This window comes from Halobacteriovorax sp. RT-2-6 (genome assembly GCF_047085025.1).
Lineage (GTDB): Bacteria > Bdellovibrionota > Bacteriovoracia > Bacteriovoracales > Bacteriovoracaceae > Halobacteriovorax_A.
Genome location: NZ_JBKIYH010000001.1, coordinates 119,288 through 131,652 on the forward strand (window position 1 = coordinate 119,288; position 12,365 = coordinate 131,652).

The window sequence follows — 12,365 nt, forward strand, 5'->3', positions numbered from 1 at the left end:
CCATAAATTACTGATATTTTTAAGAGAGCAAACCTTGCACTATGGACTAAAAGGCCTTGTGAGAATCAATTAACTTACCATCGAGGTAGTGTTGGCATGAGCCATCTGTGCGAAGTTCAATATAGCCATGAATAAGCTTTGGCGGCTCATCCGATTCTTCATTACCTGACTCATCTAAGCTGGCATCTGTACTTCCTAGTGCTGCAGCGCGGACACCTGCAGTCATGGCCGTGGCATTATCATAGAGGTTTTCGATGGTTTTAGAGTCGTAAAAGCTTAGAGTTCTCTTCTTTTCACCACCACCAAGTTGTGGATACATAATTGATTCAACAGATTTTGAATTAGTATGTTTTAATCCAATAAGGTGACCTAGCTCGTGTAGGATGACTGAAGGCATGTCGTAAAACGAATTGGCCGTTTCTGTATTATCGAAAGTAAACCAGTAGTCACGAAGATTAACGATAATATCACCGTGAACCATTCGAAGGTAATCACCTTTGTGTTCAGCAAAGTATGAAGTAATGGCCAGAACGCCATAGCCAACTTCTGGGTACCAGTCTTGAGTGATATAGATACCGACTTCGCCGTCATAGAAGTCATTTAGATTTGAAGAAGGTGTGCGAGAAGCCGCTTGCCCATGGCCAAGAACAAAGTAGTCTCTCTTTGAGTCTGCATCATTCCATGCCTTTTGCATCTCTTCCATTAGATCATATTCTAGGTAATCGCCATCATCTTCGGCCGCTAGAGGCAGACTATCTGATCCACCATCCAGCTCATTTATAATATTGAAGTCATTGTGAACTTTTACAGTTAAAGGCAGGGCAGAGGCATTCCAACGAAGGGGTAATGCTGCTAGGGATGGGCCTTTTTCTGGCTCAGCAACACACGAGATTGTAGCGGTACAAAAACACGCTAATAGAAAAGTTGATTTTAAAAAATTCATCCCAAACCTTTACCAAAAATAAAAGAGCGAAACGCTCGGATATGTGCTGGTAAGCACTATTTTAATAGATATCGGTCTGTGGGAATTTAAATTTAGAAAAAATAAAGAAACGGGGAGCATAACTCCCCGTAATCACAAATATTATTTATAGATATTCTTTAGATGTGATAACTGCTGATTATTTCTGTGACTTCGCGTGATCGGCCAGAAATTGTGCCAGTCCTTTTTCAGTCAGTGGGTGAGCGAAAAGTGACTTGATTACACCAAATGGCATTGTTGCGACGTCTGCACCTACCATTGAGCAGTGCTTAACGTGATCAGCGTGGCGAACTGAAGCAGCTAGTACTTCTGTTTCAAATCCATAGATATCATACATATGGCGAATTTCTTGGATTAGAGTCATTCCATCTGCACCGATATCATCTAGTCTTCCGATGAATGGAGAAATATAAGTTGCACCATTTTTAGCTGCTAGTAATGCTTGGTTTGAGCTAAAGCATAGAGTTACGTTTGTTTTGATTCCGTTCTCACTGAACCATTTACATGCAGCAATTCCATCTTCAGTTAGGGGAAGTTTAATGACGATATTGCTGTGAATTTTAGCAAGCTCGCTTCCTTCCTTAATCATACCTTCTTTGTCAGTTGCAATAACTTCAGCTGAAATAGGCCCGTCGATAATTTCACAAATATCTTTGATAACATCAACTTGTGAGCGTCCTGTTTTAGCAATGATTGATGGGTTAGTTGTTACACCATCAATGATGCCCCATTTTGCTGCTTCTTTGATTTCGTTAATATCACCTGTATCGATAAAAAATTGCATTCTTTGCTCCTAAGGGAAATATAAAAATTAACTAGTGAAATTTATCATGGGCAGGGGTAATGGACAAGTTTTCTGCCTCTTTTAGTAAAGACGTTTTGCGCTATAATGAACATATGAGATTAATACTTCTAGTATTTTCATTGATTATTGCCCAAGCTCAGGTCGTGGCCAACGCTGATGGTTTTATCATCAAAAAAGATGATGTTCGCAATAAGAATATAAAAAAGGACTATAACGCCTACGAAAATTATATTAACGATCATGGCTTTGATACTTTCTATGATCCAAGTGTCGATTATTCAAAATTTTCAGGACGTGTGACAGATAAGGATCCATCTTCAACAGTTTTTAAAATTCAGGTCGAGTCTCGAAATGTTAAATTTCTAAAACCATCTGATACAGTCTTTTTTAATGTTGCAAGAAATATGGATAATGATCGCTGTAAAGGACATGTGCGCTCTAGTGAAGATAAGTATATAACAATCTATGCTAAAGACCTTGAAGACTGTTGGGGTGAAAATTCGTCTTTAAGAAGAGGTACAATTCTTGTTTTTGAAAGCAAGATGCTCTCGGCCCGAATCAAGGAAGCATCACGCTATCGCTTGTCTCTACTTGCTAAGAAGAGAGATTTTACATTTCAGTTGAATGACGTGAATAAATTTGTCTGGGGATTTTCTCAAAAGCAAGTTGAAGTAGCGGCCGATTATGATAAGCAAATTCTTGAGCTTCAAAGAAAGAAAGACGAGGCCTTAAATTTACTACTTTCAAAAAAGAACGATCAAGTTCGTCTGCAGGCTGAACTCATTTATAAATTGGATAAACTTGATCAAGACCTTAACTTTTACCGCGTTGAAAAAGATGAGCTCTACACTGATCGCTGGCATCTTGATAAGGATGCAGGTCTGCCTGTTTATGACAGACCAGTTCCAATTAAAAACTCTTATTAATATTTTAGATTAATTTATCTTCATTCATTGCCAATTCAATAAATTGGTCGTTGTAGAAGTGCTTATCCATATGTTCTTTATATGGCCTTAGAGAATATGCTGGCGAAACTCCTAACCATTCCTTCATTGTTGTCTCATTAACTCCATTATGAAGCCAAGTGAAAATACAAGACTGACGAAGTGATTTAGGTGTTATTTGAATCATCAGTTGGCTGCGCCACTCTTCGAATAAGAGCTCCATTCCACGTGCGGAAAGCCCTCCTGAGAGGATTTTGTGTGCATTGGCATTAAAGAGTAAGTGAGGGAAGTTATGTCCCTGCTCTTTTTTAACTTTCTCTAAGAGCTCAACATATTCATAAAATAGTCGTCCAAATATAGCTGGAAAAGTAACAGTATAAGGATCACGCTTTTCATGGGTGATAACCGCTTTTATTTCATCTCTAAAAGAGAAACTAGAAACTTTAATTTTTGAAAGCTCGCTTACTTTAAGACCACCAAGGTAGATGGCACTAAAGATAATCCCATTTCGCTTGGCCTTTAGTCTTTCTAGGTCATTCTTGGCCGTACGCTGATCATTTAAGATTGTATGCCACAAGCTTTTAATGTGGGAGAATGTCGCAGGTCTGGGAATATCTAAAAACTTTGGTGAAGTTGGAATCTTTCTAACAGGATTCGCGTTAAAAATACCTTCTTCAACTAAGTGATCAAAAAAGATTCTTAGTGCCTGTACTCGACGGCGACGAGAGTTATCTGAGTTATACTTGGCCTCTAGAAATTTACCGTATTCAAGAATCTCAAGGATTGAGTATTGTTCAATACTGGTTTGCTTTGCACTTTCTGTAACATATTGGTTAAAACAGGCCAAGTCTGTTCGATAATTCTTAATTGTGTTTAGGCTTCGGCCCTTGGCCTCTATCTTCTTGAAGAAGGCTTTTTGCCACTTTTCTAACTTGTTTTTATTGGCTGTAGTGATTTCCATATCCATCCTTAAACTACGTATATTACTGAATATATTAACGAACCTGTTATTATTTCACAAGAAGAAGCTTAGGCTTGCTTTTGGTGGGATAAAGCATTATAAATGGCCTTAACAATTTAATATTAGGTGATTTATGCTCGAGACGACCTCACTCGCCCCGCAAGGGAAGAGTAATCCATTTGCCCATGCATTTTATGTGCACACGATTGCAAATTTTAAGCAATCTGGTGACGCTAATGCTACTGGTGCATCTGAGCAAAATCACAAATTCTTAATCGATACATTCCTTAAATATTCAAATATTGAAGAGAAGCTTCTAGCTACATTCAATTTAAATTTTACAGACAACGCACTTCTTATGCGTGCTTTTACGCATAGTTCATATGCTCACGAGGCCAAAGTAAAAGTGAAAAGCTATGAAAGACTTGAGTTCTATGGTGACTCTGTTTTAGGTGCTTTTGTTACTAAGAACCTCTTTTTAAATTTCGAAAATATGAATGAGGGGCAACTCTCTAAGCTTCGTAGTGCTCTTGTTAATGAGGAGAGTCTAAGTGCTCTTTCAAACTTTCTTGGTCTATCAAATTTTCTGATTGTTGGAAAAGGTGAGTTAGATGAGGAAGTGAATAGTGGGATTCTTTGTGATCTTTTTGAATCTCTACTGGGAGCGATCGCAATTGATCAAGGTGTTGATCGTGCCGATCAGTATTTAAACACATTACTATCAATGTATGAAAAAGAAGTTGGTGAGAAGTTTTTTTGTGAAAAGAAGCTTTTGGACTTTGATCCTAAGACAAAGCTTCAAGAAGAAACACTAGCGCGTTTTAAATGTTTACCAGAGTATCGCGCCACGAAGATTGAGCAAGAATTTAAAATTGAACTCTATGTAAATGAGCAATATATCTGTGAGTTAATCTCTCATAGCAAGAAGAATGGAACAAAAGAAATTGCAAAAAAATGCTTAAAAGATAATTTATTAGATCGACTTTAATAGGTTTAATTTGACGGAGAAATTATGTTATTAGAAAATCAACACCCAGACAACAAATCACTTATGGCAGCAATCGTTGGAGCTCCAAACGTAGGAAAAAGTTCACTTGTAAACTACTTACTAGGAATGGATTTATCAATTGTAACAAGCAAGCCTCAAACAACTCGTAATAAATTTCACGCAGTATTTACAGTTGATCATACTGAAGTTGTTTTAGTAGACACTCCAGGTCTACACAAAGCAAGTCAAGAACTTAACAAAAGAATTAATCAACAAGCAGTAGAAGGTGTTGATGGTGTTGATGTAAACCTTCTTCTAATTGATTTAACAAAGGATATCCTTGGCCAAATTAAAGACTTTAAAGAATATATTGGTGGTAAAGAGTTATCAAAAACTTGGTTAGTATTCACGAAATCTGATCGTGTTGAAAATGCTGAAGCTCTTCCACTTGATAAAGTTTTTGAGCAAGCAAAAGAAGTTATTCCAGCACTTGAGAAGTTTTTCTGCATTTCAACTAAGTCAGGGGATAATGTTCACTTACTAACAGCTGCTCTTTGTGATAACGCACAACCAGGGTCACACCTTTACTTAGATGGTGCAATTTCAAATAAGTCACAAAGATTCTTCGCAACAGAATATATCCGTGAGCAAGCTTTTGAATTATTAAAAGATGAGCTTCCATATGAGATGGCCGTAGTAATTGATGAGTACAAAGACTTTAAAGATAAGACAGGGGAATTTGCTGCTCACATTTCGGCTTCAATTCTAGTTAACCGTCCTTCTCAACGTGCAATCGTTGTTGGATCTAAAGGTACAATGATTAAAGAGATCGGTATGCGTGCTCGTAAGAAAATTGCTGCAATGACTGACGGGACAGTTCACTTAAACCTACACGTTAAAGTTTCTCCAAAATGGTTTAAGAATAACTTCGTACTTGAAGAGCTTGGTCTTCCAAGAGCAACAAACTCTGCACGTGTTTGGAAGAAAAAATAATTTAATTTTAAGAAAATAGGACTTTAATATGCAAAAACGATCAATGATCATTTCATTAATTGGGCGACCGAATGTTGGAAAGAGTTCCGTATTCAACCGATTAATGAAGAAACAATTTAAGGCCATTACGCATGATATGCCAGGTGTTACTCGTGATCGTCACTATGGAATTACAACTTTTAGTGATGCCGATGAGGATCGCCCATTAGATGCTATTCTTGTTGATACTGGAGGGTTTTACCCAACACAAGTTGATGAACAAGGTAAGAATGAGCAAGAGATTAATGCTAATAAATTCTTTAATATCATGACGGATCACGCACATCAGGCAATCGAGGAATCAGATCTGGTTCTTTTTGTTGTTGATGTTAGAGAAGGCGTACTTCCATTTGATAAAACGATTGCTAATTTCATTAGAAAACAAAAAAAGAAAATGTGGCTTATCGTTAATAAGTTTGATTCAAGCGCTCAAGATGGTGATGAGTATGCTTTCTATGAGCTTGGTGTAAATAATGACGAAATGTTTGTCACTTCTGCGGCCCATGGCCTTGGAATGGAGAACCTTCGTGAGAATATTCACCGTGAAATGATGGCATTTTCTGAATCTAATAATGTAATGAATGTTTCAGCACTTCAACGTGGTGTTACTCCACGTGAAAACGTTGTTGCCAAACTTGCTCTTATTGGTGCTCCTAATGCTGGTAAATCAACTCTTCTAAATCAGCTTCTTGGAAGTGAGCGTGCGCTTGTTTCTGATATTGCTGGAACAACAGTTGATCCAATTGATGGCTACTTTGATCTTTTCCTTGGGGAAGATGCAAGGAAGCTTGATGAAGCAAAGGCATTCTTTAAAAACGATAACCTTCTACGTTCTCAGTATGAAGATTTTAAAAAGAATAATCCTGATCTTTATAATGAGCTGATTTCATCATATGACCTTGAAGAAGAGATTGAGACTGAGCTTGACGAGTTCGAACTTGAAGGGCTTGAAGATGTTATGCTTGAGCAAGACGAAGAACTTGATGAAACTTCTGCGACTCGTATGGAAGCACAAGTCTTCGGTGATGATGTTGAAGCTGAATCTTCTGAAGAGGCAAGTGAAGGCGAAGCCGAAGCGTTATCTGAAGCAGAGGTCGAAGGCAGCCACTGGCGCTCAATCCACATCGTGGACACTGCGGGAATTAGAAAGCAAAAGAAGATTGATGACTTTGTTGAGTCTCAGTCTGTATATCGCTCCCTAAGAAGTATTGCAGATAGTGATGTGTGTATCTATATGATTGATGCTGTAAAAGGTGTTTCACACCAAGACAAGCGTCTTCTAGATATCGCAATCGAAAAAGGTGCTTCTGTAATTGTATGTCTTAATAAAGTTGATCTTATGGGGGATACTTTCAAGGATCAAGAAGCACGTAAAGAGTGGCTTTTAAATATTCGCGATAAAATGCCTTGGCTTAACTACTGCGATATTATTCCTATATCGGCAAAGCACAAAAGAGGACTTAAGCGTCTTAAAAAGATTCTTGCAAAGACAATCTTCATTAGAAGACAGTCAATTGCAACAGGTGCTCTAAACCGTTTTGTTTTTGAGTTAATTGAACGACACCCAATTATTCTTAAAGGTTCACGTGGTAAGAGATTCCGTGTTAAGTACGCATCTCAAATTAAGGCAGATCCACCAACTTTCTTATTCTACACGAATAAGTCTAAGGGGATTCCTGAGAACTATCGTCGTTATCTTAAGAATGGTCTACGTGGAGCTTTCCCACTTGATAACACACCAATTCACCTGATCTTTAGAACAGGGACGGATTTACAAAACCGCATGAAAAAAGTTTCAAAATAAAACCAAGGCCCTCGATTGAGGGCCTTTTTCATTTAATAAATTCTTAATTATTCTCTAGATTTGACTTTACTCGCAATTACTCGAACGGCTTGCCGATAAGTGAAGGTATGAGTAGTGATTTTCCTTTCTCTCTATTTAGAAAACTTCCTGTAATGAATACGAGCGCTAATAAGTATAGCTTTGGCCATGTTGTCATTATTGGTGGAAATCTTGGTTATGCTGGTGCTGCCAGGCTTGCTGCTGAAGGGGCGCTTCGTTCAGGTGCCGGGATGGTCAGTGTTTTAACACGAAAAGCAAGTGTATCAGGTATCATTTCAGCTCGACCAGAAATCATGGTACGTGGAATTGATGCTAATGATAGAGGACTAGCTCATGCTAGCGCAATTTTGGAAAAGGCATCGTGTGTTGTTCTTGGCCCTGGTCTTGGGCGAGATGAATGGGGCAAATTTATGTGGGATCACTTTTGTCATCTTAATCTAAAAAAAGTTGTTGATGCGGATGCTCTTTGGTTCTTATCTCAGGCACAAAGTACTATGAAGCTTGTTAATTCTATTATTACTCCTCATGAAGGAGAGGCAGCAAGACTACTTAATGTACCGAGAGAAGAAATTTCAAAGCATAGACTTTCAAGTGTAAAAAAAATAATGAAGTTTTCAAATGTATGTGTACTAAAAGGTCATGATTCCTTAGTCTCCTCACAAAATGAAGTATATGTTAATAAAACAGGAAATCCCGTTTTAGCAATGGCCGGAACAGGGGATATCTTGGCCGGCATAATAGGCAGCTTTATAGCGCAGGGACTTAGTCTTGAAGAAGCAGCTTGTCTTGGTGTCTGGGTACATGGCCGTGCTGCCGATATATTATATGAAAGTGAAGAAGGAATAAGGGGAAGTGTGGCCAGTGACCTCTTCCCCTATATTAGAAAAGTTATGCTTTAACTGAGTACTTCCCACCGTTTGAAAAGAAAATAGCGATATACGCTACTGCATAAAGTAGTGCTTTTTCTTTTGAAGCAAATGGATCATTTCCATGTATTACAAAAGCAGCAACTAACATTGTTACAGCAGAAATAGCTGCAAACCAACGAGTTTTGATACCAACGATAATGAAGGCCTGGCAGAAAACTTCTGCAAAAACTGTTGCTGTAAGTGAAAATGGAATCCCCAGTCCAATTGGGTCAGGGAATTTTGTTAGTAGTGTTGTGAAGTTAGCAAGCTTGCCCCAGCCATGTGCTAAAAGCATCATTAGTGCTGTTGAAACTCTAAGTACAAGCCAACCTAAGTCTGAGTTCAATCTGTTCATTTAACTGTCCTTGTTATGCATTATTTTGTGTTCTATTTTTATCAACTCGCTAAAGCTCGTTGAGATTAATGTTACTACGTCATTTCAGACGACTGCGCACGCACCGCTCAAAATGGTGCATATTAAGTTTGCGCTTTGCAATCATCAACTCGCTAAAGCTCGTTGAGATTAATGTTACTACGTCATTTCAGACAACTGCGCACGCACCGCTCAAAATGGTGCATATTAAGTTTGCGCTTTGCAATCATCAACTCGCTAAAGCTCGTTGAGATTAATGTTACTACGTCATTTCAGACGACTGCGCACGCACCGCTCAAAATGATTATTAATCATTTTGCAGCGGATGCGCTACCAATTCCAAACATATCCAACCATCAGCGTGAATGCAAAACCAGTCAGATCACTCACGCCTGGACCACCCTTCGTTGCTGGGGCATATTTGATTGTACGTACATCTTGAAGAGCAACTGAGTGAACAAGTGCCTCAACATTTACGTATGATTCTTTTATTTTAATTGGGAATTCAAGTCCTCCACCAAGAGCGATACCGACCCCTCCGTAAGAGTCTTCAACTTCACCGTCTTGATTTGAGATTTTTTCCTGCTCATACCAATATTCAAATCGAGCTGTTAAGTAAGGATTTGAATAAGTGATGGCGGTTCCTAAATTTGATGTATCAATATAATAGCGGTAACCAAAATAAAATCTAAGCATTGAGATATCAACAGAAGTTGGAAACTGCTGGATCCCCTGAGTTGGATACGTCAGTGTAATATTGTGTTTTGAATAAGCAAAACCTATATTCCAGGCCGATTGAAAATCAGAAAAATATTGGATTGTTAAACCAAAAGTAGGAGGAAGGTCTTCATATAACATTCCACGGTTTCCTGTCCAAGTTGTAAAACCGATTGCCATTGAGAAAGAGAAGAAGCGCCCATATTTATAATAGCGTTCGTCTTCATAAATTTGAGATTCTTCAAGGTCTTCATTGAAATCAGAGAAGATATCTCCACCAATATTTAGGTCATCATCAGCACCGACCATTCCCTCTTGGGCAAGAGATAGGCCTTGCAGGCAAAAAAGTGTGATGAAGAAAATAATTTTATTTTTAAACATTAAATTGTCCGTATTTTATAGGTAGAAGTGAAAACCTGCTGTGATAAAGTGTTCACCCATTGTTGTCACTTCAAACTCGTCGATATTCTCAAAGCGAATACCAAATTCTGCACTAAGGCCAATGCTATCCACTCCCTGAAACGAAAACTCTGTTCCAAAGCCTAGGTCTCCTTGAAAACCTGAGTCTGAATCTTGTCCCGGTGTTTTGTTATTCAAGAGAACAGCTGCACCAACAGCATAGAAAGTTAAGTATGGTTCATCAAAGATATTGCGGTAGAGGCGCACACCACCGTGCCAGCCACCATTTTCCGCCGTATTTACACCAAAAATGGCGCCATATGCGAACGTTGTACTGCGTTGAACTTTAATCGACAACGATGGGATATCATTGTTAACTGTATTAGAGAAACCAATCCCCAGCCGTCCAACACGCTCTAGTGCGAAAGTGTTTAGTGAGATGATAAAAGCTGCTATTACTAGTGAAATCCTTTTCATGGTGCGTAATTTTCCTTTTTCCTAATTATGAGTAAATATATTTTAACAATACTCATGTATTTTTGACAACTTTCAATGTTCTTTATTAAAATGATAAAAATTTTTAACCAGAGGGTAATGGATGACAACACAGGTAGCGCCAAATGAAGGCCTTAATTCTGAATTAAATTCAACTGAGCTTGGAGCGTTTATCGCTCAAAACAAAGCTTTATTTCTAGGACTGATTCTATTAGTTGTAGCTGCTATTGGTGGATACGGAATCTTTTCTTACACAAAAGCACAAACAAATGAAAAGGCCGCAACTGCTTTTTATCAATTTGAGCAAGGGTCATTAAAAAAATATCAAGAAGGTGGACTTGATGCGAGTGCAATGAGTGCAGAACTTGGGCTGCTTCTAAATGACTTTGCAGGTACTTCGGCTTCTTTCGCAACTAGCTTACTTGCTGTTGATTACCTTACAAATAAAGGTGAAAATAAGATTGCATTTGAAATTCTTACGAAGATGCAGCCGGTAAACTCTCTACAGTCTTACTTTGTAAACTTAAGAAAGGCCGTAGTTCAAGAAGACTTAAATGATATTGATGGTGCAATTGCTTCATTAACTGAACTTAAGAATAATGAAAATAACCTAACAATGGGACGTGTAGAGTTAGACTTAGGACGTATGTACTTTCTTAAAAATGATATGGCACAGGCCAAAGCTCATTTTGAAAAAGTTCTTACATTAACTACTCAAAACGTCTACAAATCACTAGCGAAGAGCTATTTAGCAAAAATTAAGTAATTCTATGATAAAAATTCTAACGGCCACAACAGTGGCCATTCTTCTTACTTCTTGTTCAACACTAAATGGTGTTAAGACTAAAATTTCTGCTGATAAGCTAGAAAAAAAGCCGCTAACACTTGCTTGGGCAAAGAATTTAGAGCCAAGATATGAAAGTGGAAATCTTCCAATTTCATTAGCATCTCCCTTAATCCATGATGGACAGTTATTTGCAGCTGATGGCCGTGGCCACTTTAATGCATATAATGTTGAATCAGGTAGACTCCTTTGGACTTTAAATATTAAAGGACAAATGACAAGTGCACCTATTGTTTACGAGAATCTTTTGATTTTTGGAGACAATACAGGCCGTGTTTATGCTTACGATCTAAACAAAGGTGAGTTGGCATACGAGTTTGACTTAGACGCAGGTGTTGACTCAACTCCAATTGTTCATAACGGAAGACTCTTTATCCATACAAGAAATCATAAGCTATTTAATATTGATGCCTATACTGGGAGAGTCATTTGGTCTTATAAAAGATCAGTTCCTTACTACTCAACAGTACAAAGAACATCGACTGCTTTAATTTCTGGTAACAAGGTTTATGCAGGCTTTGCTGACGGCTATTTCATTTGTTTCTCACTAGAAGAAGGACAAGTTCTTTGGGAAAGACGTATGAGTACTGGACAGAAATTTGTTGATGTCGATATGAGGCCAACAATCTTTAATTCCAAAATTATTGTAGGATCTGTTGACGATAAAATGGAAGTTATTGATCAGAAATCTGGGGTTCTTTTTAAGAAGCTAGGTTTTCAGTCTAATCGTAAAGGCGTTCTAATTGATGGTGGAAAGCTTGCTGCTTTCGGTAGTGTTAATGGTGAAGTCGTTTATATCGATTCAACTTTTAATGAAGTTAAAAGAGTTAAGGTTGATGATGTTGCAATCTCTTCTCTAGCTGCTTGGAAAGATGGACTTGTTGTAACGACAGTTGGAAAAACTGTATACTATATCGATTCTCGTGGGCAAATTTCTCAACGATTTGATCTAGGATCTGCTTATTCAGCAGTATTTGGAAATATGACACAGGACGAAGATTTTATCGCATTTATTTCATCGCGATTTCGTCTGTACACCTTCAAATAAATCCAAGACATAAACTCTAAAAATTA

At 38.0% G+C, this 12,365-nt stretch carries 13 protein-coding genes; 7 read left to right on the top strand and 6 right to left on the bottom strand.

Going from position 1 to position 12,365, the window contains the following annotated elements; translation table 11 throughout:
* Positions 1–46 precede the first annotated feature (46 nt).
* Positions 47–943 (bottom strand): matrixin family metalloprotease, encoded by an 897-nt coding sequence (locus ACMAYS_RS00580; protein ID WP_392992153.1) that lies wholly within the window; start codon positions 941–943, stop codon positions 47–49.
* A gap of 178 nt (positions 944–1,121) precedes the next feature.
* Positions 1,122–1,766 (bottom strand): fructose-6-phosphate aldolase, encoded by a 645-nt coding sequence (gene fsa / locus ACMAYS_RS00585; protein WP_103217056.1) that lies wholly within the window; start codon positions 1,764–1,766, stop codon positions 1,122–1,124.
* A 113-nt stretch (positions 1,767–1,879) separates the two neighbouring features.
* Here fsa and ACMAYS_RS00590 point away from each other — a divergent pair, with 113 nt between their 5' ends.
* Positions 1,880–2,713: a hypothetical protein gene (locus ACMAYS_RS00590; RefSeq protein ID WP_146037783.1), complete on the top strand. Its 834-nt coding sequence runs from the start codon at positions 1,880–1,882 to the stop codon at positions 2,711–2,713.
* 4 nt (positions 2,714–2,717) lie between these two features.
* Here the strand turns inward: ACMAYS_RS00590 and ACMAYS_RS00595 are convergent, their stop codons facing one another.
* Positions 2,718–3,692, bottom strand: coding sequence for a tyrosine-type recombinase/integrase (locus ACMAYS_RS00595; protein WP_392992150.1), 975 nt, complete (start codon positions 3,690–3,692; stop codon positions 2,718–2,720).
* 133 nt (positions 3,693–3,825) lie between these two features.
* On the opposite strand from ACMAYS_RS00595, the gene rnc reads away from it, so the two are divergent.
* From rnc to ACMAYS_RS00615, 4 genes are all read left to right on the top strand, one after another.
* Positions 3,826–4,680, top strand: a complete 855-nt coding sequence (gene rnc, locus ACMAYS_RS00600) for a ribonuclease III (RefSeq protein WP_392992148.1) — start codon at positions 3,826–3,828, stop codon at positions 4,678–4,680.
* Between the two features lie 24 nt (positions 4,681–4,704).
* Positions 4,705–5,673, top strand: a complete 969-nt coding sequence (era, locus tag ACMAYS_RS00605; protein WP_103217060.1) for a GTPase Era — start codon at positions 4,705–4,707, stop codon at positions 5,671–5,673.
* 28 nt (positions 5,674–5,701) lie between these two features.
* Positions 5,702–7,516 (top strand): ribosome biogenesis GTPase Der, encoded by a 1,815-nt coding sequence (locus ACMAYS_RS00610; RefSeq protein WP_412462535.1) that lies wholly within the window; start codon positions 5,702–5,704, stop codon positions 7,514–7,516.
* A gap of 107 nt (positions 7,517–7,623) precedes the next feature.
* Entirely contained in the window at positions 7,624–8,454 is an 831-nt protein-coding gene (locus tag ACMAYS_RS00615) for an NAD(P)H-hydrate dehydratase (protein WP_412462536.1), read from the top strand.
* Here the strand turns inward: ACMAYS_RS00615 and ACMAYS_RS00620 are convergent.
* The 3 genes from ACMAYS_RS00620 to ACMAYS_RS00630 all read right to left on the bottom strand — a co-directional run bounded on the left by ACMAYS_RS00620 (position 8,444) and on the right by ACMAYS_RS00630 (position 10,429).
* A complete protein-coding gene (locus ACMAYS_RS00620) occupies positions 8,444–8,818 on the bottom strand; it encodes a DoxX family protein (RefSeq protein ID WP_233189693.1) in 375 nt (124 codons plus the stop codon). The two genes, ACMAYS_RS00615 and ACMAYS_RS00620, sit on opposite strands and share 11 nt — an antisense overlap.
* Positions 8,819–9,166: 348 nt before the next feature.
* Complete coding sequence (locus ACMAYS_RS00625; RefSeq protein ID WP_103217063.1) at positions 9,167–9,934, bottom strand: hypothetical protein; 768 nt, start codon at positions 9,932–9,934, stop codon at positions 9,167–9,169.
* Positions 9,935–9,949: 15 nt separating this feature from the next.
* The gene (locus ACMAYS_RS00630) at positions 9,950–10,429 is read right to left on the bottom strand and encodes a hypothetical protein (protein WP_103217064.1); all 480 of its coding nucleotides are present in this window, start codon (positions 10,427–10,429) and stop codon (positions 9,950–9,952) included.
* A gap of 121 nt (positions 10,430–10,550) precedes the next feature.
* On the opposite strand from ACMAYS_RS00630, the gene ACMAYS_RS00635 reads away from it, so the two are divergent.
* A complete protein-coding gene (locus tag ACMAYS_RS00635) occupies positions 10,551–11,213 on the top strand; it encodes a YfgM family protein (protein WP_392992139.1) in 663 nt (220 codons plus the stop codon).
* Positions 11,214–11,217: 4 nt separating this feature from the next.
* Positions 11,218–12,339, top strand: coding sequence for a PQQ-binding-like beta-propeller repeat protein (locus ACMAYS_RS00640; protein WP_412462537.1), 1,122 nt, complete (start codon positions 11,218–11,220; stop codon positions 12,337–12,339).
* Positions 12,340–12,365 lie beyond the last annotated feature (26 nt).